The sequence below is a fragment of the Pseudonocardia yuanmonensis genome, from assembly GCF_039542425.1.
GTDB lineage: Bacteria > Actinomycetota > Actinomycetes > Mycobacteriales > Pseudonocardiaceae > Pseudonocardia > Pseudonocardia yuanmonensis.
The window spans coordinates 129,761-152,741 of sequence record NZ_BAABIC010000004.1 but is presented as its reverse complement, the minus strand read 5'-3'; the positions used below and the strand labels follow the sequence as shown (position 1 = coordinate 152,741).

24 protein-coding genes are annotated in these 22,981 nt (G+C 75.1%); 19 read left to right on the top strand and 5 right to left on the bottom strand.

Features of this window, described 5'->3' with window-relative positions; all coding sequences use genetic code 11:
• Positions 1 to 41: 41 nt before the first annotated feature.
• Genes ABD990_RS07305 through ABD990_RS07295 form a run of 3 tightly spaced genes read left to right on the top strand, consistent with a single transcriptional unit; the run spans position 42 to position 932 of the window.
• A complete protein-coding gene (locus ABD990_RS07305) occupies positions 42 to 239 on the top strand; it encodes a hypothetical protein (RefSeq protein ID WP_345379251.1) in 198 nt (65 codons plus the stop codon).
• Positions 240 to 274: 35 nt separating this feature from the next.
• Entirely contained in the window at positions 275 to 763 is a 489-nt protein-coding gene (locus tag ABD990_RS07300) for a transposase (protein ID WP_425569511.1), read from the top strand.
• On the top strand, positions 654 to 932 hold the full coding sequence (locus tag ABD990_RS07295; protein ID WP_037041250.1) for an Lrp/AsnC family transcriptional regulator: 279 nt from the start codon (positions 654 to 656) through the stop codon (positions 930 to 932). The genes ABD990_RS07300 and ABD990_RS07295 overlap by 110 nt, the downstream gene beginning before the upstream one ends.
• 23 nt (positions 933 to 955) lie before the next feature.
• On the opposite strand, the gene ABD990_RS07290 is transcribed toward ABD990_RS07295, so the two are convergent.
• Complete coding sequence (locus ABD990_RS07290) at positions 956 to 2,692, bottom strand: DEDD exonuclease domain-containing protein (RefSeq protein WP_345379248.1); 1,737 nt, start codon at positions 2,690 to 2,692, stop codon at positions 956 to 958.
• Between the two features lie 132 nt (positions 2,693 to 2,824).
• Between ABD990_RS07290 and ABD990_RS07285 the strand changes: the two genes are divergently transcribed.
• From ABD990_RS07285 to ABD990_RS07270, 4 genes are all read left to right on the top strand, one after another.
• The gene (locus tag ABD990_RS07285) at positions 2,825 to 4,165 is read left to right on the top strand and encodes an NYN domain-containing protein (RefSeq protein WP_345379246.1); all 1,341 of its coding nucleotides are present in this window, start codon (positions 2,825 to 2,827) and stop codon (positions 4,163 to 4,165) included.
• A gap of 107 nt (positions 4,166 to 4,272) precedes the next feature.
• Positions 4,273 to 4,599 carry a hypothetical protein gene (locus tag ABD990_RS07280; RefSeq protein WP_345379244.1) on the top strand — a complete coding sequence of 109 codons (327 nt, stop codon included), beginning with the start codon at positions 4,273 to 4,275 and terminating at the stop codon, positions 4,597 to 4,599.
• 269 nt (positions 4,600 to 4,868) lie between these two features.
• On the top strand, positions 4,869 to 6,077 hold the full coding sequence (locus ABD990_RS07275) for an NlpC/P60 family protein (RefSeq protein WP_345379242.1): 1,209 nt from the start codon (positions 4,869 to 4,871) through the stop codon (positions 6,075 to 6,077).
• A gap of 123 nt (positions 6,078 to 6,200) precedes the next feature.
• On the top strand, positions 6,201 to 7,328 hold the full coding sequence (locus ABD990_RS07270) for a glycosyltransferase family 4 protein (protein ID WP_345379241.1): 1,128 nt from the start codon (positions 6,201 to 6,203) through the stop codon (positions 7,326 to 7,328).
• Positions 7,329 to 7,460: 132 nt separating this feature from the next.
• Here ABD990_RS07270 and ABD990_RS07265 read toward each other — a convergent pair whose 3' ends face one another.
• The gene (locus ABD990_RS07265; RefSeq protein WP_345379240.1) at positions 7,461 to 9,272 is read right to left on the bottom strand and encodes an AMP-dependent synthetase/ligase; all 1,812 of its coding nucleotides are present in this window, start codon (positions 9,270 to 9,272) and stop codon (positions 7,461 to 7,463) included.
• A 201-nt stretch (positions 9,273 to 9,473) separates the two neighbouring features.
• Between ABD990_RS07265 and ABD990_RS07260 the strand changes: the two genes are divergently transcribed.
• Genes ABD990_RS07260 through ABD990_RS07235 form a run of 6 tightly spaced genes read left to right on the top strand, consistent with a single transcriptional unit; the run spans position 9,474 to position 13,892 of the window.
• On the top strand, positions 9,474 to 9,875 hold the full coding sequence (locus ABD990_RS07260; RefSeq protein ID WP_345379238.1) for a polyketide cyclase / dehydrase and lipid transport: 402 nt from the start codon (positions 9,474 to 9,476) through the stop codon (positions 9,873 to 9,875).
• Positions 9,876 to 9,930: 55 nt separating this feature from the next.
• Complete coding sequence (locus ABD990_RS07255; RefSeq protein WP_345379235.1) at positions 9,931 to 10,719, top strand: metallophosphoesterase family protein; 789 nt, start codon at positions 9,931 to 9,933, stop codon at positions 10,717 to 10,719.
• Positions 10,720 to 10,741: 22 nt separating this feature from the next.
• Complete coding sequence (locus ABD990_RS07250) at positions 10,742 to 11,182, top strand: SRPBCC family protein (RefSeq protein WP_345379233.1); 441 nt, start codon at positions 10,742 to 10,744, stop codon at positions 11,180 to 11,182.
• A gap of 32 nt (positions 11,183 to 11,214) precedes the next feature.
• Positions 11,215 to 12,480: an ArsA family ATPase gene (locus tag ABD990_RS07245; RefSeq protein WP_345379232.1), complete on the top strand. Its 1,266-nt coding sequence runs from the start codon at positions 11,215 to 11,217 to the stop codon at positions 12,478 to 12,480.
• A 13-nt stretch (positions 12,481 to 12,493) separates the two neighbouring features.
• Positions 12,494 to 12,928, top strand: coding sequence for a hypothetical protein (locus tag ABD990_RS07240; RefSeq protein ID WP_345379231.1), 435 nt, complete (start codon positions 12,494 to 12,496; stop codon positions 12,926 to 12,928).
• A gap of 1 nt (position 12,929) precedes the next feature.
• Positions 12,930 to 13,892, top strand: coding sequence for an ROK family glucokinase (locus tag ABD990_RS07235; RefSeq protein WP_345379229.1), 963 nt, complete (start codon positions 12,930 to 12,932; stop codon positions 13,890 to 13,892).
• Positions 13,893 to 13,907: 15 nt separating this feature from the next.
• On the opposite strand, the gene ABD990_RS07230 is transcribed toward ABD990_RS07235, so the two are convergent.
• The gene (locus ABD990_RS07230; RefSeq protein WP_345379228.1) at positions 13,908 to 14,459 is read right to left on the bottom strand and encodes a hypothetical protein; all 552 of its coding nucleotides are present in this window, start codon (positions 14,457 to 14,459) and stop codon (positions 13,908 to 13,910) included.
• A 145-nt stretch (positions 14,460 to 14,604) separates the two neighbouring features.
• Between ABD990_RS07230 and ABD990_RS07225 the strand changes: the two genes are divergently transcribed.
• A complete protein-coding gene (locus ABD990_RS07225) occupies positions 14,605 to 15,318 on the top strand; it encodes a lysophospholipid acyltransferase family protein (protein WP_345379542.1) in 714 nt (237 codons plus the stop codon).
• 20 nt (positions 15,319 to 15,338) lie between these two features.
• On the opposite strand, the gene ABD990_RS07220 is transcribed toward ABD990_RS07225, so the two are convergent.
• Positions 15,339 to 16,655 (bottom strand): ABC transporter substrate-binding protein, encoded by a 1,317-nt coding sequence (locus ABD990_RS07220; RefSeq protein WP_345379227.1) that lies wholly within the window; start codon positions 16,653 to 16,655, stop codon positions 15,339 to 15,341.
• A 169-nt stretch (positions 16,656 to 16,824) separates the two neighbouring features.
• Between ABD990_RS07220 and ABD990_RS07215 the strand changes: the two genes are divergently transcribed.
• On the top strand, positions 16,825 to 17,313 hold the full coding sequence (locus ABD990_RS07215) for a polyadenylate-specific 3'-exoribonuclease AS (RefSeq protein ID WP_345379226.1): 489 nt from the start codon (positions 16,825 to 16,827) through the stop codon (positions 17,311 to 17,313).
• A 78-nt stretch (positions 17,314 to 17,391) separates the two neighbouring features.
• Positions 17,392 to 18,780 (top strand): class II 3-deoxy-7-phosphoheptulonate synthase, encoded by a 1,389-nt coding sequence (locus tag ABD990_RS07210; protein WP_345379225.1) that lies wholly within the window; start codon positions 17,392 to 17,394, stop codon positions 18,778 to 18,780.
• Between the two features lie 54 nt (positions 18,781 to 18,834).
• Here ABD990_RS07210 and pknB read toward each other — a convergent pair whose 3' ends face one another.
• Positions 18,835 to 20,655 carry a Stk1 family PASTA domain-containing Ser/Thr kinase gene (pknB, locus tag ABD990_RS07205; RefSeq protein ID WP_345379223.1) on the bottom strand — a complete coding sequence of 607 codons (1,821 nt, stop codon included), beginning with the start codon at positions 20,653 to 20,655 and terminating at the stop codon, positions 18,835 to 18,837.
• A gap of 75 nt (positions 20,656 to 20,730) precedes the next feature.
• Between pknB and ABD990_RS07200 the strand changes: the two genes are divergently transcribed.
• The 3 genes from ABD990_RS07200 to ABD990_RS07190 all read left to right on the top strand — a co-directional run bounded on the left by ABD990_RS07200 (position 20,731) and on the right by ABD990_RS07190 (position 22,980).
• A complete protein-coding gene (locus ABD990_RS07200; protein ID WP_345379222.1) occupies positions 20,731 to 21,096 on the top strand; it encodes an Rv2175c family DNA-binding protein in 366 nt (121 codons plus the stop codon).
• Positions 21,097 to 21,259: 163 nt separating this feature from the next.
• Positions 21,260 to 21,808 carry an SRPBCC family protein gene (locus ABD990_RS07195; RefSeq protein WP_345379220.1) on the top strand — a complete coding sequence of 183 codons (549 nt, stop codon included), beginning with the start codon at positions 21,260 to 21,262 and terminating at the stop codon, positions 21,806 to 21,808.
• Positions 21,805 to 22,980 carry a zinc-dependent alcohol dehydrogenase gene (locus ABD990_RS07190; protein WP_345379219.1) on the top strand — a complete coding sequence of 392 codons (1,176 nt, stop codon included), beginning with the start codon at positions 21,805 to 21,807 and terminating at the stop codon, positions 22,978 to 22,980. The genes ABD990_RS07195 and ABD990_RS07190 overlap by 4 nt, the downstream gene beginning before the upstream one ends.
• Position 22,981 lies beyond the last annotated feature (1 nt).

Sequence of the window (22,981 nt, the reverse complement as noted above, 5' to 3'; positions counted from 1 at the left end):
CGAGGGCGATCGAGCTGCGCCGCCGGCTCGGCCCCGCCCGCGTGCCGGGGATCGTGCTGCTCGGCTGGATGGTGCTTGGCCCGCCGGAGCCCTTCCTCGCCGCGCTGCAGGGGCTGCAGGACGCGCGGGCATGGCGCGACGTCCGGGCCGGCCTGTTCAGCATCTGGGCCTCGGGCCTCGACATCCCGGCGCTGCACGCCTACGTCCACAGCATGAGCGAGTACGGCTACGACATGTAGTCGCGTACCGCCTGGGAGATCTCCGCCGCGACCAAATGGCGCTTCGATCACCCACTTCGCTGGCTCACTGGTCGCCGGTCTACCTCGCGTATGCCTCCCGGGCCGGGCACGCCATGCTGGATTGGGAGCTCTACCTGCCCCGCAGCTGGGCCGACGACCCGGACCGCCGTGCCGCGGCCGGGGTGCCCGTTGCCGCAGCCAGTCACCGGTGGGCGCCCGTGCGGCCGCACCACCGGGTGTGTGGCGCGTCCGGATGTCGTGCGGGGCAGCCCGCACAACTGCCCCCTTACCCCGGTCCGCACATCGGCCCCGCACACCCGCGCCGCACGCCGCGGTGTGGATCGCGGCGGCACGCTCGCGGCTGCACTAGCCTCCGCAGCGAACCGCCCCGAGGCCTCGTGAGAAGGAGAGCCCGTGATCACCGCGATCGTCCTGGTCCACACCCTCGCCGACCGGATCCCCGAGACCGCACAGGCGATCGCGGACATCGAGGGCGTCGCCGAGGTCTACTCCTGCGCCGGTGACGTCGACCTGATCGCGATCGTGAAGGTCCGTGAGCACGAGCAGCTCGCCGACCTCATCGCCGGGAGGATCTCCAAGGTCGACGGCGTGCAGCACACCGACACCCACATCGCCTTCCGCTCGTACTCCCGCGCCGACACCGAGGCCGCGTTCTCCGTCGGCTCGACGTAGGAGGCCAGGCGCCGCCGGCGCATTCACCCCCTCCCCGCCAGCACCTCGACGGCCGCGCGCCCGGCCTCCGTGCCCTCCCGCGCCTTGAGCGCCCATCCGCTCCACCGCGCGGCACCCCGCGCCGGCTCGGACCACGGCTCGCAGTACACGAGCCGGGTGCCGCCGGTGGTGAGCCAGCGGTAGATCAGCCGGACCTCCTCGGGCGGGGCGCCGTGCAGCGGCCCCTCGCCCGGCAGGATCGTCTGTGCCCCGGCCCGCAGCGCCTCGACGACCGGCATCGGCCGCACCCCGCGGCGCGCCACGTCCGCCGCCGCCAGCTGCCCGTACCGGACCACCGCGAGCTCCCAGCCGCCGCGCCCGTCCGGGCGGGCGCCGACGAGCTCGGGCTGGGCGGCCAGCTCGGCCAGCGTCTGGCGCCGCTCGAGGGCGGAGATCAGCGCCGCCAGCCGGTCCCGGTCGCCCGCCGCCTCCTCGAACCGCTCCTTGCCCGCCAGCTCGTCGACCGCGCGGGCGAGGTGGTGCAACGGGTCGTCGCTCGCCCCGTGCACCAGCGCCCGCAGCGACTCGACGGCGGGGGCGTACTCCTCGGGGGTCTGCAGGCCCGCGCACGGGGCACCGCACTTGCCCAGCTCGTGCAGCATGCAGGGTGTCGCCGACGGGGCCCGGGCCGGGATCCGCTGCGTGCACCGCCGCAGCGGCACGGCGTCGAGCAGCGTGTCCAGGGCCGTGGCGGCGGAGCGGTGCGAGGCGAACGGGCCCAGCGCGCCCTCGCGGGCACTGGTGACCACCGACAGCCGGGGGAAGGTCTCCGTGGTCGGCGCGACCCACCAGGTGCGGCCGGGGTTGCGCGAGCGGCGGTTGTACTTCGGCTTGTGCGCCGCGAGCAGCCGCAGCTCCCGCACGCCGGCCTCGAGCGCGTGCGCGCAGACGACCGAGTCCACCCGCTCGGCCAGCGCCACCATGTCCCGGATCCGCCGGCGCCGCTCGCCGGCCGTGAAGTAGCTGCGTACCCGGCGCCGCAGGTCGCCGCTGGTCCCGACGTAGAGCACCTCCTCCCGCGGCCCGCGGAACAGGTACACCCCCGGCGCCGAGGGCACCTGCTCGGCGAGGTGGCGCTGCTGCCGCTGGCGCTGGGTCGGCCGGTGCGCCGACGCCTCCCGGGTGAGTGCGAGCAGCTCCTCCAGGCTCTGCACCCCCAGGTTCCCGACCCGCTCGAGCAGGTGGTGCAGCACCTCGACCGTGGCCCGTGCGTCGGACAGCGCCCGGTGGTTCGGCTGCGTGCGGGTGCCGAAGTGCCGGGCGAGCGCGCCGAGCCGCACGCTGGGGCACTCGTCCCGGGTGAGGACCGCCCGCGCCAGCCGTGCGGTGCACAGGACGGGCGGCCGCGGCCACACCTGCCCGTGCCGCTCACAGGCCGAGCGGAGGAAGCCGGAGTCGAACGGGGCGTTGTGCGCCACCAGGACCGCGCCGGTGAGGAACTCCAGCAGGGACGGCAGCACGGCGGGCAGCCGCGGCGCGGTGCGGACCATCGCGGTGGTGATGCCGGTGAGCGCCACGACGTTCGGCGGGATGCCGGTCCCCGGGTCGACCAGCGTCGCGAGCTCGCCCAGCTCCTCGCCGCCGCGCACCTTGACCGCCCCGACCTCGGTGATCCCGTCCCGCTCGTGGCTCCCGCCGGTGGTCTCGAGGTCGAGCACGGCGAAGGTCACCTCGCGGAGCGGGGTGCCGAGCTCGTCGAACGACAGCTGGGGAGCGGTCACGGGGCGAACGGTAGTTCGAGCCCCCGACAATTCCTCGCACACCCGTTCGAGGCGTGTCGCGGGGAGGGCGCGGACGGGTGCGTCACGGCCGAATCCGTGGCCGCCCGTCCGGATCGGGGATAGCCTTGACCGATGTACGAGGAGGACGCCACGCCCGAGCACCCGCAGGGTGCCGCGGGGTCCTCCGGACGTGCCGTGGACCTGGACTGGAACCTGCTGCCGGACCCCGTGCGGCACCGGCTCGCCGAGGTCGCCGGCACCGCGCTCGCCGGCCTCCCGCCGGCCGAGGTGCCCCCCGCGCTGCGTCAGTTCGCCCGGTTCACCCCGGCCAAGCGCGCCCGGCTCGGCGGCACGAAGCTCGTCCGGGAGCTGCGGGACAACGCCGGCTTCCGCACCGCCGTCGTCGCGTGGTGGGAGGAGCACCGGCCCGGTGAGCTCGCCGCGGGACCGGACGAGCCCCTGACCGCCGCGGCCGCCGCCGTGCTCACCGGGGCACCCGACGCGCGGGGCGCGGTCGCCTCCGTCGCCCGCCGCGGGGACGCGGCCGAGGCCCGGGCGGAGCGCGACGAGGCCCTGTCCCGGGCGGACAAGCTGACCGTCGAGGTCGAGCGGCTGCGGGCCGAGCTGACCGAGGCGCGCGACCAGGCCCGCGAGGCGGCCGCCCAGCGCGAGCACGAGGTGGCGCACCTGCGGCGCAAGGTGTCCGAGCAGGGCAGCAGGCTGCGGTTCGCGCTCGACGCGCAGCGGGACCTGGAGGCCGAGGTCGCCCGGCTGCGGGCCGGCGTCGACGACCGGCTGGCCGAGGTGATCGCCGAGCGGGACCGCGAGCGGGAGCGCGCCGACGAGGAACGCCGCCGCGCCCAGCGCGCGCAGGCCGAGGTCGCGGCCGCCCGCCAGGCCGCCAAGGAGGCCCGGCAGGGCGACGAGGTGCGGCTCGGGCTGCTGCTCGAGACCCTCGGCGGCGCGGTGCAGGGCCTGCGCCGCGAGCTGTCCCTCGGTGGGGGCGGGCCGCGTCCCGCGGACCTCGTCGCGGGACCGGACGGCACCCGTGGCACGCCCGTCGTCAACCTCGCGACCCTCGACGCGCTGCTGGCCCTGCCCGCCGCGCACCTGATCGTCGACGGCTACAACGTGAGCAAGACCGGCTATCCCGAGCTGCCGCTGGCGGACCAGCGCACGCGGCTCGTCGGGCAGCTCGGCGCGCTCGCCGCACGCACCGGGGTCGAGGTCACCGTGGTGTTCGACGGCGCCGCGGTCAGTGCCGCGCAGACCCGCGGTGCCCGGGGCGTGCGGGTGCTGTTCAGCGATCCCGGCGTGATCGCCGACGACGTCATCCGCGACCTGGTGGCCGCCGAGCCGCAGGGCCGCCCGCTGCTGGTCGCCTCCTCGGACCGCGCGGTCGCCGACTCCGTCCGGCGCCGCGGGGCGCACGCGGTGCCCTCGTCCGTGCTCCTCGGCCGCCTTCGCTCCTGATCTCTCGTCGGCCGGTTCCCGCAGGTCACGGCCGCGTTCTCCGGAAACTGTCGGTGCCGCTCCGTACGGTGCGCACCGAGAGATCACCGGAGGCGAGGAGCGACACGATGATCGTCGACTGCGACAGCTGCGAGGTCCGCGGGCGGTCCTGCGGGGACTGCGCGATCGGGGTCCTGCTGGGCATGCCCGCGGTGCCGTCGGCAGCGCCGCTCGACCGGCCGGCCGACACGCTCGAGGTGGACGGATGGGTCGCGGTGGGCGGCGAGCACGTGCCGTCCGGCGCGCCACGGGTACAGCTCGACGCAGCCGAGCGGCAGGCGTTGGCCGTCCTGGCCGATCAGGGCCTGCTGCCGCGGTTGCGCTTGGTTCCCGCCTGTACCCGCAGCGTCACCGACATCGGGGGCGGCGAGACCGATCGTCGCAACGCTGTGTAGTGAAATGCGGCACCGATCGCGCCGGGTGGTCACGATCGGCGACGAGCGGATCGGCGACCGCTCACAGCACGGCTCCCCGGCCAGGTCTGGACGGGTGAATCACACGCTCGTAATCTCGCCGCGACCTCGCGTCGAGCGGCCGTCGTCCCCAGGACGGCCCGTGAGGTCACCGCCGCGGCACCGCCTGCACCCGCAGGACCCGGTGCCCCACCGCCCGGGACCCCCGACCCGGGCGGGCGCGGCGGGTGCGAGGGAGGAGTCGCGTCCGCGTGCTGTCGCCCCGAGAGCGGAGTGCCCGGCGGGCCCGAGCGGCCCGGGCCGGTGCCCGGGCGACCGGGCGGGCCGTGGTGTCGGCCGCCCTGGTCGTGGCGGCGGTCGTCGCCCTCCCGGTCGGCACCGCGAGCGCGGACCCGATCCTGCCCGGCATCCCCGGGGTGCCCGTGCCGGCACCCGCGCCCGCGAACCCGGCTGATCCCGCCGCTCCCGTGAACCCGGCGGTGCCGGCGGATCCCGCCGTGCCCGAGGTGCAGGTCCCGGTCGTCGCCGCGCCCCCGCGGACGCCGGACGAGGCGCGGCAGCAGGTCGCGGACGTGCGGCGCGAGGCCGAGGTCCTCACCGAGCAGTGGCACGCCGCCACGGACGACCTCACGGCCAGGCAGGCCGAGGCCGACCGGCTCCGCGAGGCGGTCGACCCGCTGCGCACCGCCGCGGACCAGGCCCGCGGGGACGAGGAGACCTACCGGGAGACGCTCGACGGCGTCACGCTCTCGTTCTACGAGGACGGTCGGCTGGACCAGTTCAACGCCCTGCTCGCCAGCTCCTCGCCGCAGGCCTACCTGGACCAGATGTCGGCGCTCGAGACGCTCTCGGCCGACCGGCTCGTCGCGCTCGACGAGCTGCGGGACAAGGTCGACCGGGCCGCGCGCACCCAGGCCGACGCCGACGGCGCGACGCTGCGCGCCCAGACCGCCGCCGACGAGGCCCGCCGGGCCGCGGACGAGATCGGGATCCGGAAGGCCGACGCCGAGAAGCGGATCGGCGAGGCCGAGGCCCTGCTCCGCCGGCTGAGCCCGGCGGAGATCGCCGATCTCAACGGGCCCGCCGAGGACGCGCCGGACGTCCTGCTGGGCACCGGCGTGGGCGCCGACGCGCTGCGGGCGGCGGCGACCAAGCTCGGCCGGCCGTACGTGTGGGGGGCGAGCGGGCCGGGGTCGTTCGACTGCTCGGGGCTGACCTCGTGGGCGTTCAGGCAGGCCGGCATCACGCTGCCGCGGTCGAGCAGTGCGCAGGCGCGGGTCGGCACGCCGGTGTCCTGGAGCGAGATGCAGCCCGGTGACCTCGTCTTCTACTACTCACCGGTGAGCCACGTCGGCATCTACGCAGGCGGCGGCAAGATGATCAACGCGCCGCAGAGCGGGGACGTCGTCAAGTACCAGACCGTCTCGCGCAGCGCGTTCAGCGGCGCCCGCCGCATCTGACCTCGTCCGCTCCCCGTCCCCGGCGGCCGGATCGCCTCCCGCGATCCGGCCGCCGCGGCGCGTCGGGCCGGGGCGGAGTCACGCCGCGGCGGCCGCTCCCACCCTGCCCGATAGGTTCGCCGGGTGGCCCGCACGCTCCTCGTCACGAACGACTTCCCGCCCCGCCGGGGCGGCATCCAGAACTACCTGCGGGCCCTGGCCGACCGGTTGCCGCCGGGCGAGCTCGCGGTCTACGCACCGGCCTGGGAGGGCGCGGCCGGGTTCGACGCGAGCCTCGGCTTCCCGGTCCACCGGCACCCGACGTCCTTGATGCTCCCGGTGCCCGCGGTCGCCCGGAGGGCGGCCGCGTACGCCCGCGAGCACGGCGCCACCACCGTCTGGTTCGGCGCGGCGGCGCCGCTGGCGCTGCTCGGGCCGGGGTTGCGCCGCTCCGCGGGGATCCGGCGGGTGGTGGCCAGCACGCACGGGCACGAGGTGGGCTGGTCCATGCTGCCCGGCGCGCGGCAGGCCCTGCGTCGCATCGGCGACGACGCGGACGTCGTCACCGTGGTGTCGCGGTACACGCGGGGGCGGTTCGCGTCGGCGTTCGGTCCCCGGGCGGCGCTCGAGCACCTGCCGCCCGCCGTCGACACCGAGGTGTTCCGGCCGAACCCGGCCGCCCGGGAGGCACTGCGGGCACGCTACGGGCTGGGGGAGGCTCCGGTGGTGACCTGTCTGTCCCGGCTGGTGGCGCGCAAGGGGCAGGACGCGCTGATCGCGGCCCTGCGCCCGCTGCGCGAGCGGGTGCCCGGCACCCGGCTGCTGATCGTCGGCGACGGGCCGGACCGGGACCGGTTGCCCCGGCTGGCCCGGCGCCACGGGGTGGCCGAGCACGTCGTGTTCACCGGGGCCGTGCCGCCGGAGGAACTCGCCGCGCACCAGGCGGTCGGGGACGCGTTCGCGCTGCCCTGCCGTACCCGCGGCGGCGGGCTCGACGTCGAGGGGCTCGGCATCGTGCTGCTGGAGGCCTCGGCGTGCGGGGTGCCGGTGGTGGCGGGGGACAGCGGCGGCGCGCCCGAGACGGTGCGTGAGGGCGAGACCGGGCACGTCGTCGACGGCCGGGACCGGGCCGCCCTGGTCGACGCCCTCGCCGACCTGCTCGCCGACCCCGACCGGGCGCGGAAGATGGGCGCCGCCGGGCGGGCGTGGATGGAGGAGGAGTGGACCCTCCCCACCCAGGTCGCCCGCCTGCGGACCTTCCTCGCCGGGTGACTGCACTGTGGATCCACAGTGCGCACCCGATGCCGTCGGACGCGCACCGTGGATCCATGACGCGGGCCCGAGCCGCCTCCGGCAGGCCGGGGCGGCTCAGGCGGGCTCAGCGGCCCAGGCGGGTTGGCCGACTCAGGCGGGCTGGGGCGTCTCGGCCGGGGCGTAGATGGCGGCGATCTCCGCGGCGTACTGCTGCGCCACCACCGCACGCTTGACCTTGAGCGTGGGCGTGAGCTCCCCGCCCGCCTCGCTGAAGTCCACCGGCAGGATCCGGAACTTGCGGATCCGCTCGGCCCGGGACACCGCCTGGTTGGCCTCCTCGACCGCGGCGGCGATCTCCCCGCGCAGCTCCGGGTCGTCGACCAGGTCGGCGGCGGAGGTCGGGTCGCCGGTGGCGGTCTTGCCGTTGCGCTCGCGCCAGCTCGGCAGGGCCTCCGGGTCGATGGTCACGAGCGCGCCGATGAACGGCTTGCCGTCCCCGACGACCATGCACTGCCCGACCAGAGGGTGTGCCCGCAGCCGGTCCTCCAGCACCGCGGGTGCGACGTTCTTGCCGCCCGCGGTGACCAGCAGCTCCTTCTTGCGCCCGGTGATCGTCAGGAATCCGGCGTCGTCGAGCTCGCCGATGTCGCCGCTGTGGAGCCAGCCGTCCTCGATCGCCTCGGCGGTGGCCTTCTCGTTCTGCCAGTAGCCGCGGAAGACGATGTCGCCGCGGAGCAGGATCTCGCCGTCGTCCGCGATCCGGACGGCGTGGCCCGGCACCGGCCGCCCGACGCTCCCGACCCGCTGCGCGGACAGCGAGTTGACGGTGACCCCCGCGCTGGTCTCGGTGAGGCCGTAGCCCTCGAGGATCGGCAGGCCGATGCCGCGGAAGAAGTGCCCGAGGCGCTCGCCCAGCGGCGCGCTGCCGGACACGGCGGCGACGACGCGCCCGCCCGTGGCCGCCCGGAGCTTGCCGTAGACGAGCTTGTCGAACACCGCGTGCCTGACCTTGAGCCCGAGGCCCGGGCCGCCGGTGTCCCGGGCCCGCGACCACGCGATCGCGGTGTCCGCGGCGGCGTCGAAGATCCGGCCCTTTCCCTCGTCGTGCGCCTTCTGCCGGGCACCGTTGTAGACCTTCTCGAACACCCGCGGGACGGCGAGCAGGAAGGTCGGGCGGAAGCTCTGCAGGTCCGCGAGCAGGTTCTTCGTGTCCGGGGTGTGCCCGATGACCGTGCGGGAGGCGATGGCGCCGCACTGGATGACCTTGCCGAACACGTGCGCCAGCGGCAGGAACAGCAGCACCGAGCCGGTGTCGGTGAGCAGCTCGGAGAGCACCGCACGGGTCGAGGCGATCTCGGTGAGCAGATTGCGGTGGGTCAGCTCGCAGCCCTTGGGCCGCCCGGTCGTGCCCGAGGTGTAGATCAGGGTGGCCAGGTCGTCCGCCTTCACGGCCCGGCGGCGCTCGTGGACCTGCTCGTCGGCGAGGTCCTTGCCCGCGGCGACGAACTCGTCGACCCCGCCCGAGGCGATCTCCTTGACGAACCTCAGCGTGATACCGGCCTGCGCGACCAGGGCCGCGTGGTCGGCCGTCTCGACCACGATCCCGACGGCGCCGGAGTCGGCGAGGATCCACTCGATCTGGGACGCGGAGGAGGTCTCGTAGATCGGCACCGTGACCGCGCCGACGGCGAGGACCGCGTAGTCGACGAGCGTCCACTCGTACCGGGTGCGGGACAGCAGCGCCACGCGGTCGCCCGCCTCGACGCCAGCGGCGATCAGGCCGCGCGCGACCGCCGTGACCTGCGCGGCGAACTCGGCGGCGGTGACGTCCCGCCACCCGCCGGCCTCCTGGACCCGCAGCGACGTGGTCCGCGGGACCTCCGCCTCGTTCGCGTAGACGGCGTCGAGGAGGTTCTCCTCCGCTCCGACCGTGACGGTCGCGGGGACGCTGTACTCACGCACGATGCTGACCTCCTGGCCGGCGTTGGCAGGTTACTCGCGAGGAAAGATAGCGCGTCGCGGCGCGGATCGGCAGGCCGCGTGTGTCCGGCTTGTCCGGTTCGCCGCACCCGGCACGCGCGGCCCCCGTCGTGGCCCGCGCGAGCCCCCGTCGCAGGTCCCGCAGGTGCGGGCGGGAGGATCGGGCACGCGAGGAGGTGGCCGGTGCCCAGTGTGGACGTGGTGGACGAGACATTCCTGGCCGTGCCCCGTGCGCGCGTCGCGGCGGAGTTCGCCGATCCGGGGGCCTGGCCGGGCCTCTGGCCGGACCTGCGGCTGGAGGTGCTGGCCGACCGGGGCGACGAGGGGGTGCGCTGGACCGTCGGCGGGGCGCTGACCGGGAGCATGGAGGTGTGGCTGGAGGCGGTGCTCGACGGCACCGTCGTGCACTACTTCCTGCGGGCCGACCCCACCGGGCCGGACGGTCTGCCGACGACCTGGTCCCCTCGCCGCGCCACCGCCGAGACCCAGCGCCGGCAGCGGGCCGCGAAGCGGATCGCGTTCGCGCTCAAGGCGCGCCTGGAGGCGGGCCGGGCGCCGGGGGACCCGCCCGCGGCGCTCACCTGACGGCGCTCAACCTCACGACGCCGATCCGACGACGCTCACGTAGCGTCTGCAGATCATGCGGGTGCATGTGGTCTCCGACGTGCACGGCAACGTCGAGGCCCTCGCCCGGGCGGCCGACGGCGCCGATGCGGTGTTCGTGCTCGGCGACCTGATCGACTTCGTCGACTACCGGGACCCCGAGGGCGGCATCCTGGGCCGGGTCCTGGGCCCGGAGGTCAGCCGGCAGTTCGGCGACGTGCGCCGGTCGGGCGGGCCGGGCGAGCTGCGGGAGTTCGCGCGGCAGGCCTGGGCGCGCATCCCCGACCCCGCGGCCGTGATCGAGGAGGCGATCGCCGAGCAGTACGAGGCGCTGTTCCCCGTCCTCCCGGACCCGACCTGGGCCATCCCGGGCAACGTCGACGTCCCCGACCTCTGGCCCGCGCACGTCCGCCCCGGCACCCGGGTGCCCGACGGCGAGGTGGTCGAGATCGGCGGGCTGCGCGTCGGCTTCGTGGGCGGAGTGCCGCTGCCGCCCGGCTTCCCGCCGCGCAGGGGCGGTCCCTGGCGTCCGCACCTCGTGCCGTCCGAGGACTACCTCGCCGCGGTCGGCAAGCTCACGGACGTCGAGCTGCTGTGCACGCACGCCCCACCCGCGGTGCCCGCACTGCACTACGACGTCGTCACGAAGCGGCGGGAGCTGCCCGGGCAGGGGCTGGTGGAGCTGATCGAGCGCGACCGTCCCCGCGCGGCGCTGTTCGGGCACGTCCACCAGCCGCTGACGCAGCGGGCCCGGCTGGGCCGCACCGAGTGCGTCAACGTCGGGCACTTCCGCAGGACGGGCGAGCCGTACGTGCTGCGCTGGTGATCCGCCCGGTAACGTGCGCGTCATGGCCGACGCGACGACGTCCTCGATCACCATCGACGCCGACCCCGAGACGGTCATGGCGGTGATCGCGGACTTCGAGGCCTACCCCGAGTGGGCGGACCAGGTGAAGACGGTCGAGATCCTGGAGAAGGGCGGCGACAAGGCCGACCGCGTGCGCTTCTCCATGGACGCCGGTCCGATCAAGGACACCTACACGCTCGACTACGACTGGGCGCCGGACGGCCGCTCGGTGAGCTGGACGCTGGTCAAGGGCCAGATGCAGAAGGCGCAGAACGGCTCGTACACGCTCGAGTCCGCGGGCGGCGCGCCCACCACGGTGACCTACAGCCTCGCCGTGGACCTCAACATCCCGATGATCGGCATGTTGCGCCGCAAGGCCGAGAAGGTGATCATCGACACCGCCCTGAAGGGCCTGAAGCGCCGCGTGGAGAGCCGCTCCTGAGCGCACGCCCCGTGGCGGCTACGCTGCCGCGCGTGCGGGTCGTGCTGTTCACCGGCAAGGGGGGCGTCGGGAAGACGACGCTCGCCGCGGCCACGGCCGCCCGCCTCGCCCGGTCCGGGCGCAAGACCCTCGTCGTCTCGACCGACCCCGCGCACTCCCTCGGCGACGCCCTCGGCGAGCGCCTCGACGACACCACCGAGCACGAGCCCGCCGACCTCGGCCAGGGGCTGTTCGCCGCGCACGTCGACACGCGGGTGCTGCTCGACGACACGTGGGCCGGGCTGCAGGGCCACCTGCGCACGTTGCTCGCCGGGGCCGGGATCGACGAGCTGCTGGCGGACGAGCTGACCGTGCTCCCGGGCGTCGAGGACCTCCTCGCCCTCGCCGAGGTGCACCGGCTCGCGAGCTCGGGGCTCTGGGAGGTGGTGGTCGTCGACTGCGGCCCGACCGCCGAGACGCTGCGCCTGCTCGGGCTGCCCGAGGCGCTCTCCGGGTACCTCGAGCGGCTCTTCCCCGCGCACCGCCGGGCCGTCCGCGGCATGATCGCCGGGCTGGCCCCGGGACGGGGCGGCGCCGAGCAGGCCGCGGGCTGGGACCGGACGGTCGACGCCCTGGACCGGCTCGCCGCGCAGCTCGCCGGGCTGCGCGCCCTGCTGGCCGACCGCGAGGAGACCTCGATCCGCCTGGTCCTGACCCCCGAGCGGGTCGTCGCCGCGGAGACCCGCCGCACGCTGACCGCCCTGGCCCTGCACGACCTGCAGGTCGACGGCCTGGTGGTCAACCGGGTCATGCCCGCGCCGCCGCCGTCGCTGCGCGGACCGACCGCGCGCTGGCTGCGCGAGCGGCACACCGAGCAGCAGGCCGTGCTGGCCGAGCTGCGGGCGGAGTGCGCCGACGCCGTGCCGCTGGTCACGGTGCCGTACACCGCGGCCGAGCCCACGGGCGTGGAGGCGCTGGTGGCGCTCGCCGCGGGCCTCTACGGCGACGCCGACCCGGTGGCCCCCGGCCCCGCCGCCGGCCCGGCCCTGCGCCTGGAGCGCACCGCGGGCAGCGGGACCTCCGCGGACTCGGAGTTCGAGCTGGCCCTGCGCCTGCCGGGCGCGGCCGACGGCCCGCTGGACCTCACCCGCGTGGGCGACGAGCTGGTGGTCACCGTGGGCGCCACCCGGCGCCGGGTCAGCCTGCCGGCCGTGCTGCGCCGCTGCGAGGTCACCGGCGCCCGCCTCGTGGGCGAGGGCCACGCCACGGACCTGGTCGTGGTCTTCGCGCCGGACCCGGCGGTCTGGATGCAGCGGTGACCGGGGGGCGCGGGTGAGCTGCGCGCACGCCGAGGGCCTCACCCGGGAACTGCGCGCCCTCGCGACGGCCGCGGTCGAGCGTGTCGGGCCGCTGCTCGACGCCGCCCGCTCGGCCGAGGGCACGCCGTCGAGCTGCGCGTCCTGCCCGGTGTGCGCCCTGCTCGCGCTGCTGCGCGGCGAGCGCCCGGAGCTGGCGGTACGCCTGGCCGAGCACGCCGCGGGACTGCTGACGGTGCTGCGGACGTTGCTGGAGGAGCTGCCGGACCCGGCGGCGGAGGGAACGGCCGGCAGTGCTGCGGGGCGTGGATCCGAGGAAGAGGGCGGACATGGCACGACCCGCGGTGCGGACGGCGGAGACGCCGCACACGGTGGCGACGGCGTACGCGGCGGAGCCGGGGGGCGCGGGCCCGCCCGGCGGGTCCAGCACATCCCCGTGGTGCGGGTCTGACGTGCTGACCGTCGGGGTGGACGTGGGCGGGACCAGCGTCCGGGCCGGGGTCGTCGACCCCGAGGGCGAGGTCATCGACAGCGCGAGCGCGGCGACCCCCAAGAGCGACGAGGCCCTCGAGGCGACCATCGCCGTGTGCGTGAGCGAGCTCGCGAACCGGCACGAGGTGTCCGCGGTGGGCCTGGCGCTGGCCGGGTTCATCGACGCCGACCGCGGCCTGGTCCGCTTCGCGCCGCACCTGTCGTGGCGGGACGCGCCGGTGGCCGAACGGATGCGCAAGCGGCTGGGCGTGCCGGTCGTCGTCGAGCACGACGCCAACGCCGCCGCCCTCGCCGAGCGCCGCTACGGGGCCGCCGCCGGTGCGTCGACCGTGGTCTTCGTGGCCCTGGGCACCGGGATCGGCGGGGCGCTGCTGCTCGACGGCGCGCTGTTCCGCGGCGCCTTCGGGGTGGCGCCGGAGTTCGGGCACGTCCGGGTGGTGCCCGACGGCCGCCCGTGCGAGTGCGGCAAGCGCGGCTGCTGGGAGCGGTACTGCAGCGGCACCGCGCTCGCCACGACCGCGCTGGAGATGCTCGCCGATCCCGACGCGTCCACCTCCGTGCTGCATCGCGAGGCCGCCCGGGACCCGGGCCGGGTCACGGGCCAGCGGGTCGCGGCCGCCGCGCGCGACGGCGACCGGCTGGCCCGGCGCGCGGTCGCCGACATGGGCCGGTGGCTGGGCGAGGGCCTGTCGCTGATCGCCGACGTCTTCGACCCCGAGCTGGTCGTGATCGGCGGCGGGGTCTCGGTCTCGGCGCCGCTGTTCCTCGACGAGGCCCGCGAGCACTACGCGCGGATCGTCACCGGCGCGGGCAACCGGCCGCTGGCGCGGATCCGCACCGCGCAGCTCGGGTCGGCGGCCGCGGTGGTCGGGTCCGCCGAGCTGGCGCGCGAGGCCATCGTGAGCGGCCGGGCGGCGCGCTGACGGGCCGGCCGGGGCCTAGACGGTGCCCTCGTCGTCGTACGGGTCCACGTCCTCGTCGGCGGGCTGCCACAGCCGCATCAGCAGCCAGGTGAGGCCGCCGGCGATCGCCACGAGGCCCAGCGGCAGCCCGTAGACCGAGGACATCCCGATCCACTGCGGCGCCGCGACGAGCACGATCCCCAGCACGACCAGCACCAGCCCGACGCCCACCGCGGCGCCCACCCGGGGCAGCGGCGGCGGCTCCGGCGGGATGTAGTGCTCCTCCGGGTCCAGCCGGGGGTCGATCTCGGGGACCGGCGGGGGTGCGGGGGCGGCGCGCCGCTCCGTCGCCGGCTCCGGGTCGGTCGCCCCGGTACCGGTCGCCGCAGGGCCGGTCGAAGCAGGGCCGGTCGTCGCAGGACCGGACGCCGCTGTGCCCGGACCGTCGCCCGGTTCGTCACCGGGCCAGCGCGGGACGGTGCCCTCCGCCCGCCAGGAGGCCACGACCTGCTCGAAGGGATCCGGGTCCGACCGGCGGCCCTCGCGCCCCGGGTCGCCCTGCACGCCCTCCGGCTCGCCCGTGCTCATGCTCGCGGCCTCCTCGGGGTCTGCGGGGACAGACCCGTGCATCCTGACACGGACACGCCCGCCACGGGCGCGGGAGTCCCTTGTTGTCGCAACGGCGCGACGCTCCGTACGCTTGGGCTCCCTTGTGGTGAGGAGGCCCAGCCCGGTGCTGTACTGGTGGTCGAAGTACGTCCTGCTCGGCCCGTTGCTCCGGCTGTACTGCCGCCCCACCATCGAGGGTCTGGAGCACATCCCTTCCACGGGTGCCGCGATCCTCGCGAGCAACCACCTGGCGGTGGCCGACTCGTTCCTGTTGCCCCTGCAGGTGCCGCGCCGGATCACGTTCCTCGCCAAGCGCGAGTACTTCACCGAGCCCGGCCTGAAGGGCTTCGTCAAGAAGCAGTTCTTCAGCGGCGTCGGTCAGGTGCCGATCGACCGGTCCGGCGGCAACGCGGCACAGGCGGCGATGGACACCGCGGTCCGGCTGCTGCGCGCGGGCAACCTCCTCGGCATCTACCCCGAGGGCACCCGCTCGCCCGACGGGCGGCTCTACAAGGGCAAGACCGGGGTGGCGCGGATGGCGCTCGAGGCCGGCGTCCCGGTGATCCCGGTGGCGATGATCGGCACGGACAAGGTCAACCCGATCGGCTCCAAGATGTGGAGGCCCGGGCACGTGCACGTCAAGGTGGGCGAGCCGCTCGACTTCTCCCGCTACGAGGGCATGGCGGGGGACCGGTTCATCGAGCGGTCCATGACGGACGAGATCATGTACGCCCTGATGGAGCTCTCCGGACAGACCTACGTGGACGTGTACGCCGCGTCGGTCAAGGAGAAGGCCGCCCAGGCCGAGAAGGAGCAGCAGGGCAGAGCGGCGGCCTGAGCCGAGCGGCTCGGCCCCGGTCAGCCCGCGGCGATCGCGGCGTTGGCCGCGTCCTGCGCCTGCTGCAGCCCGGGCCCCACGGGCAGCCGCCCGGCGAAGACCTCCCCGAGGATCGGTTCGAAGGCCCGCGAGCCCGTGCCGAACTTCGGTCCCGCCGGCGGGTCGATCGTGGCCGTGCCGCCGAGGCTGCCGAAGTACCCCGTCTCGACGCCGCGCTCGCGCCAGTAGTCGAAGAACTTCTGCTGCGAGCCCGTGACCGCGGGCAGCGCGGCGCCCCGCCCGCCGACGGGGTCGGCGCCCGGCTCGGAGCCGATCCAGTCGAGGACGCGCGTGACGGCCTCGGGGTGCGAGGTGCGCGCGTTGCCCGCCGCGATCACGCTGTTGACCACCGACACCCGGCCCGCGGGCCCGGCGACCATCGGCGCCACGCCCCAGTCGAACGTGGCGCCGTCGGCGACGTTGCGCAGGTTGTAGGTGCCGGACTGGAACACGGCGAGCCGCTGGTCGAGGAAGGCGTCCCGGGCGTAGTCGGGGTTGACGTTGGTGTCGTCGGCCGCCGGGGCGACGTGGTGGGTGTTGATCAGGTCGACGAGGTACTGGAACGCCTGCGCCGACTGCGGCTCGGCGAAGGCGAAGGTGCCGTCGGGCTTCTGGAAGCGCCCGCCGTTGGAGCCGACGAAGTCGTAGTAGATCGCCTGGAGGTCGCGGCCGGCGTTGAAGCCGTACCGGGCCACGTTCGCCGGGTCGAAACCGGGCTGGTCGGCGGTCCGGCCCTGCGCGTCGACGGTCAGCTTCCGCATCGCCGGCAGGAAGGTGTCCTTCGCCGGGTCGGTGTGCCAGGTCAGTGCGGTGGGGTCGACGCCGGCGTCCGCCAGCATCCTCCTGTTGTAGTAGATGACGATCCGGCCGTCCGTGAGCGCCGGGACGCCCCACAGCGCCCCGTCCCGGGTGTACTGGTCGACGGCGGCCGGGACCCACTTCTGCTTGCGGCCGGGCAGGATTCGGTCGACGTCGATGAGCGCGCCGGAGTCCGCCAGGGCGCCGAAGTACGCCGAGTTGAGCCAGAAGATGTCGTCGCCCTTGCCGGCGGCGAGCTGGGCGTTGAGGCTCACGAAGTAGTCCGAGTACGGGACGACGTCGAGGTCGACGCGGATGTCGGGGTTCTGCCGCTCGAACTCGGCGAAGGACGTGCCGTAGGCCTTGGCCACCTGGTCGTCCCACAGGCGCAGGGTCACGGTGGTGGCGGGCGCCTGCGGCGGGCCGGCGCACGCCGCGGCGAGCACGGCGCAGAGCAGCACGACCAGCCCGGGGAGCAGGGCGGTGCGGGAGCGGTGCATGGGATCTCGCTAGGAAGGCGGTCGGACCGAGGCCGAGGGTCGGTGGGTAGGTCGTCCCGGACGTCCGGATCGTGACCGTGCAACCACATCTTCGCCCGTCCGGCGCAGTCCCGGCGCGCGCCCCGCCGATCGGGCGACGTAGAGTCGCGGCAGGTCGGAAAGGGTTGGCATGCGCTTCTTCTACGACACCGAGTTCATCGAGGACGGCAGGACGATCGATCTGGTGTCGATCGGCGTCGTCGGCGAGGACGGGCGCGAGTTCTACGCGGTGTCCACGGAGTTCGACCCGGACAAGGCCGGCCCCTGGGTGCGGGCCAACGTGCTGCCCAAGCTGCCCTCGCCCGCCGACAAGGCCTGGCGGTCCCGGGCGGCGATCCGCCGCGACCTGCTGGCGTTCCTCACCGGCGCACCCGGCGAGGTCGAGCTGTGGGCCTGGATCGCCGCGTACGACCACGTCGCCCTCTGCCAGCTGTGGGGCGCCATGCCCGCGCTGCCCCGCGCGATCCCGCGGTTCACCCGCGAGCTGCGCCAGCGGTGGGAGGACGCGGGCCGCCCGCCGCTGCCGCCGCCCACGTCCGACGCGCACGACGCGCTGGCCGACGCCCGGCTCAACCTGCGCCGCTGGCAGGTCATCGAGACCGCCGTCCCGACGCCCTGACCGGAGCGGGCATCCGCGTGCTGACCGGGCCGGGAGCCGGGGGCCGGGCCCTCGGGGGGACCGCATACCCTCGTGGGCGTGAACTGGTCCGTCGACGCCCCCGTGGACGTCCTCCCGGAGTTGCCGCCGCTGCCCGGTGATCTCCGCACCCGGCTGGACGACGCGCTCGCCCGGCCCGCCGCCCAGCAGCCCGAGTGGCCGGACCCCTCGGTCGTCACGCACACCCGCACGGTCCTCGAGAGCGTGCCGCCGGTCGTGCTGCCGCCCGAGGTCGACCGGCTCAAGCAGCGCCTGGCCGACGTCGCGAACGGGAAGGCCTTCCTGCTCCAGGGCGGGGACTGCGCCGAGACGTTCGTCGACAACACCGAGCCGCACATCCGCGCGACCATCCGCACCCTGCTGCAGATGGCCGTCGTGCTGACCTACGGCGCCTCGCTGCCGGTGGTGAAGGTCGGCCGGATCGCCGGGCAGTACGCCAAGCCGCGCAGCTCGCCCGTCGACGCGCTGGGCCTGCCCTCGTACCGCGGCGACATCGTCAACGGGCTCGCCCCGAACGAGGCCTCCCGCACGCCGGACCCGTCGCGGATGATCCGGGCGTACGCCAACGCGAGCGCCGCGATGAACCTGGTCCGCGCCCTCACGGCGACGGGCATGGCCGACCTGGCGATGGTGCACGCCTGGAACAAGGACTTCGTGCGCACGTCCGCGGCGGGGGAGCGGTACGAGGCGGTCGCCGCGGAGATCGACCGCGCGGTCCGGTTCATGGACGCCTGCGGGGTCACGGACCACCAGCTGCACGCGGTGGAGTTCTACGCCTCGCACGAGGCCCTGCTGCTGGACTACGAGCGGGCCATGCTGCGGCTGGACCTCGACCGCGACAACCCCGTGCTCTACGACCTGTCGGCGCACTTCCTCTGGATCGGCGAGCGCACCCGCCAGCTCGACGGCGCGCACGTCGCCTTCGCGGAGCTGCTGTCGAACCCGATCGGCCTCAAGATCGGCCCGAGCACCACGCCCGAGCAGGCCGTGGAGTACGTCGAGCGGCTGGACCCGCGCAACGAGCCGGGCAGGCTCACGCTGATCAGCCGGATGGGCAACGGCAAGATCCGGGACGCGCTGCCGCCGATCGTCGAGAAGGTCACCGCCTCCGGCCACAAGGTCATCTGGCAGTGCGACCCGATGCACGGCAACACCCACGAGTCCACGACGGGCTACAAGACCCGCCACTTCGACCGCATCGTCGACGAGGTGCAGGGCTTCTTCGAGGTGCACGGCGCGCTCGGCACGCACCCCGGCGGCATCCACGTCGAGGTCACGGGCGAGGACGTCACCGAGTGCCTCGGCGGCGCCCAGGAGATCTCCGACCTCGATCTCCACGGCCGGTACGAGACCGCCTGCGACCCGCGGCTCAACACCCAGCAGTCCCTCGAGCTGGCCTTCCTCGTCGCGGAGATGCTGCGCGGCTGACCCCCGCCCGTGCGTGGCAGGTGGTGCTCCTGCCGCGCACGGGCGCCGGAGGCGCTAGAAGACCGTGAGGGTGACGGTCGCGCCCTCCTCGACCGACGTCCCCGGGCCCGGGTCCTGGTCGACCACGCGCGGGTTCTCCCGGCCGAAGGGGAAGGTCCGCTCGACGTCGACGGTGAGCCCGCGGCGCTCGAGCCGCTCCCGGGCCTCGTCGAGCCGGTCGCCGATCACGAGGGGGACGTCGACCTCCGCCGGCGGCTCCACGCCCTTGCTCAGCACCAGGGTCACCGAGCCGCCGATCGGGAGCGGCGTGCCGGCCGGGGGATCGGTGCGCAGCACCGCGCCCTGCGGCACCGTACTGCTGAACTCCGTCGCCGCGTCCGAGGTCGCGGGCGTGAGCTGTGCCGTCCGCAGCGTCTGCTCGGCCGCCGCCACCGTGCTGCTCTCGGCGATCGCGGGGACCACCGGGCGGCCCGTGGAGACCGTGAGGGTGACGGCGCTGCCGCGCAGCAGCCGGGAGTCCGGGGCGGGGTCGGCGGCGGCCACCCGGTCGGCGGCGACGTCGTCGTGGTGCTGCTCGGTGACCGACCAGGCCAGGTCGGCCTCGGTGAGCAGCTGCTCGGCCGCGCTCCGGTCCAGCCCGACGACCGCGGGCATCGCGGTCCAGCGGCCGGACCCGAGCCACCACGCCGCCCCGCCGACGACCAGGCCGAGCAGCAGCAGGAGCACGATCCACAGCGCGAACACCCGGCGGCCGCGCCGCCGGGCGATCCGGTGGTCGGGCAGCGCGTCGGGTCCGGGTGCCGACGCGGTGCCGTGCCGCCCCGGCCGCCGCGGCCGCTCGGTGGGCGGGTCCTCCGTGCACCCGTCCGGGAACTCCCCGCGGGTCAGCGCGCGGGTTCCACCGGATCCGGCGGGCTCGGCCGGCGCCTCCAGCGCGAAGCCCGCGAAGCCCTCCTCCGGCAGGGTGTCCTGCTCCTCGATCGGCGGCGGGGGCGGCAGCGGGACCGGCACCCGCGGCACGGCCAGCCACTCGCGCAGCCGGACGAGCTCGTCGAGGAAGGCCGCGGCGTCGGCCGGGCGGCGGCCGGGGTCGCGGGACGTGGCCCGGCGCACCAGCTCGTCGAGCTCCGGCGGGACTTCGGTCGCGATCGCGGAGGGGGGCGGCACGTCGTCGTTCACGTGCCGGTAGGCCACGGACAGGGCGTTGTCGCCGGTGTAGGGCGGGGCACCGGTGAGCAGCTCGTAGCAGAGGACGCCGGCGGCGTAGACGTCGCTGCGCGCGTTCGCCTGGCCGGTGGCGACCTGCTCGGGGGACAGGTAGGCCATCGTCCCGAGGATCATCCCGGCGTGGCTGACGCCGGCCTCGGCGGCCGCCGTGACCAGGCCGAAGTCCGCGACCTTCACGCTGCCGTCCCGGCCGAGCAGGACGTTCTCGGGCTTGACGTCCCGGTGCACCATGCCGAGCCGGTGGGCCTGCGCAAGCCCCGCCAGGACCGGCTCCAGGACCGCGAACGCCGCCGGCACGCCGAGGGCACCGCGGCGGCGCAGCACGTCCCGCAGGGTGCCGCCGTCGACCAGCTCCATGACGAGGAACAGCGTCGGCTCGCCGCCGGGCGGGGTGCACCGGCCCTGGTCGTGGACGTCGACGACGTGCGGGTGGTCGATCCGCGCCGCGGACCGCGCCTCCCGCTCGAACCGGGCCCGGAAGGCCGGGTCCGCCGCGAGCCGCGGATCCATGACCTTGATCGCGACCGGTCGGTCCAGCCGGGTGTCCAGCCCCCGGTGCACGGTCGACATCCCGCCCCGCGCGAGGACGGGACCGACCCGGTACCGCGCGTCGATCAGGGCTCCGGGGGAGCCGGGCGGGGCGGTCACGCCCCGACGGTACCGCCCGGTTCCCTCCTCGCGGCGTCTCCCCTCGGCGGGCCGTGCTGTGGCATGGTGACGCGCGTGAGTGAGACGAACGGGGCGAGCGCCGTCCTGTCCGACGACGTCGCCGTCCTGCCCGCCACCGAGGTCGCCGCGATCCTCTCGGTCCCGCGGACCCGCGTGCACCAGCTGATCAAGGACGGCCAGCTGCTCTCGCTGAAGCGCGAGGGCACCACCTGTGTCCCCGCGGACTTCCTCGAGGGCAACGCCGTGGTCAAGGGGCTGTCCGGCACGATCACCGTGCTGCGGGACGGGGGCTACCCCGACGCCGACATCCTCCGCTGGCTCTTCACCGAGGACGACAGCCTGCCCGGCACCCCGATCGCGGCCATCCGGGCCGGACGGCACCGCGAGATCAAGCGGCGCGCCCAGGCCATGGCCTTCTGACCGGCCTTCTGACCGGCCTTCTGACCGGCCTTCTGACCGGCCTTCCGACCCGGGCCTGACAGGCCTTCCGGTCCCGCGTCCGGACGTCTCCGCCGGTTTCGGGGGTCGCCGCCCGGGTACGCGCGCCTCCCATCGGCGGCGCGCGCCGCCGGGTGAGGAGGACGTGACAGTGGACCTGCACGCCACGACGACGATCCGGCGACCGAGATCCGAGGTCTACGCGTACTGGGTCGTCTTCGAGAACCTGCCGACCTTCATGGAGCACCTCGACTCCGTCCGGACCGTGCCGGGCCGCGCGAGCCACTGGGTCGCGAGCGCCCCGTTCGGGACCACCGTGGAGTGGGACGCGGAGGTCGACGAGGAGATCGTCGACCAGGTGATCGCCTGGCACTCCGTCGGCGAGCCCGAGGTGCCTAACCGGGGCCGGGTGAGCTTCGTGGCCGCGCCGGACGGCGAGAGCACCGAGGTCCACGTCGCGCTGACGTACGACCTGCCCGGCGGCGCGATCGGCAAGGCCGCGGCGAAGTGGTTCGGCGAGGAGCCCCACCAGCAGCTCGACGACGACCTGCGTCGGCTCAAGCAGGTGCTCGAGACCGGCGAGGTGGTCCGCTCCGACGGCGCGCCCGAGGGCAAGCGCGCCCGCGAGGAGTTCCCGCAGCGCCCCGCGCAGCCGATGACGGCCGAGGAGCGCACGGAGGTGCTGGGGCGATGAGGGCGAACTGCTGGGCCGGCCGCAACTCCGTGGAGGTCCGTGACGTGCCGGACCCGGGCATCCTCAACCATCGGGACGCGATCGTGAAGATCACGTCCACGGCGATCTGCGGCTCGGACCTGCACCTCGTCGACGGCTACGTCCCGACCATGCAGGACGGCGACGTCCTCGGGCACGAGTTCATGGGCGAGGTCGTCGAGGTCGGGCCGGGCGTGCGGCCCGAGACCCTGCGGGTGGGCGACCGGGTGGTGGTGCCGTTCCCGATCGCGTGCGGCGCCTGTGCGGCGTGCGCGGCCGAGCTGTACTCGTGCTGCGAGAACACCAACCCCAACGCCGGCATCGCCGAGAAGCTGTTCGGCCACCCGTGCTGCGGGATCTTCGGCTACTCGCACCTGACCGGTGGGTTCGCGGGCGGGCAGGCGGAGTACGCGCGCGTCCCGTTCGCGGACGTGGGGCCGTTGCGGATCGAGAACGACCTGTCCGACGAGCAGGTGCTGTTCCTCTCCGACATCCTCCCGACCGCGTACATGGGCGCCGAGATGTGCGACATCAGCGCCACGGACGTCGTCGCGGTGTGGGGTGCCGGGCCGGTCGGCCAGCTCGCGATGGACAGCGCCCGCCTCCTGGGCGCCGCCCGCGTGATCGCGATCGACAAGGAGCCGTACCGGCTGCGGATGGCCGAGTCGGCCGGGCACGTCCCGGTGAACTTCGAGCAGGACGACGTCCGGTCGGTGCTGCTCGAGCTGACCGGCGGGCGCGGCCCGGACAAGTGCATCGACGCGGTGGGCCTCGAGGCGAGCCACGGCAGCGCGCACGTCGGGATGTACGACCGGGTCAAGCAGGCCGTCCGCTCCGAGACCGAACGCCCGCACGCCCTGCGCCAGGCGATCCTGTCGTGCCGCAGCGGCGGCGTCGTGTCGGTGATCGGTGTCTACGGCGGGCTGCTGGACAAGTTCCCGGCCGGGGCGTGGATGAACCGGTCGCTGACCCTGCGCACCGGGCAGTGCCACGTCCAGCGGTACATGCGGCCGTTGCTGCGGCGGATCGAGGCCGGCGAGCTCGACCCCACGCGGATCATCACGCACCGGATGCCTCTGCAGGAGGCCCCGCGGGGGTTCGAGGTCTTCAAGAACAAGCAGGAGGACTGCGAGAAGGTCGTCCTCACCCCGTGAC

What these genes read in the sequence shown, in the direction of transcription:
- ABD990_RS07300 (WP_425569511.1), top strand. Translation starts at nt 275, where the DNA reads ATGGCGCTTCGATCACCCACTTCGCTGGCTCACTGGTCGCCGGTCTAC.
- ABD990_RS07285 (WP_345379246.1), top strand. Translation starts at nt 2,825, where the DNA reads ATGTACGAGGAGGACGCCACGCCCGAGCACCCGCAGGGTGCCGCGGGG.
- ABD990_RS07280 (WP_345379244.1), top strand. Translation starts at nt 4,273, where the DNA reads ATGATCGTCGACTGCGACAGCTGCGAGGTCCGCGGGCGGTCCTGCGGG.
- ABD990_RS07255 (WP_345379235.1), top strand. Translation starts at nt 9,931, where the DNA reads ATGCGGGTGCATGTGGTCTCCGACGTGCACGGCAACGTCGAGGCCCTC.
- ABD990_RS07250 (WP_345379233.1), top strand. Translation starts at nt 10,742, where the DNA reads ATGGCCGACGCGACGACGTCCTCGATCACCATCGACGCCGACCCCGAG.
- ABD990_RS07230 (WP_345379228.1), bottom strand. Translation starts at nt 14,459, where the DNA reads ATGAGCACGGGCGAGCCGGAGGGCGTGCAGGGCGACCCGGGGCGCGAG.
- ABD990_RS07220 (WP_345379227.1), bottom strand. Translation starts at nt 16,655, where the DNA reads ATGCACCGCTCCCGCACCGCCCTGCTCCCCGGGCTGGTCGTGCTGCTC.
- ABD990_RS07215 (WP_345379226.1), top strand. Translation starts at nt 16,825, where the DNA reads ATGCGCTTCTTCTACGACACCGAGTTCATCGAGGACGGCAGGACGATC.
- ABD990_RS07190 (WP_345379219.1), top strand. Translation starts at nt 21,805, where the DNA reads ATGAGGGCGAACTGCTGGGCCGGCCGCAACTCCGTGGAGGTCCGTGAC.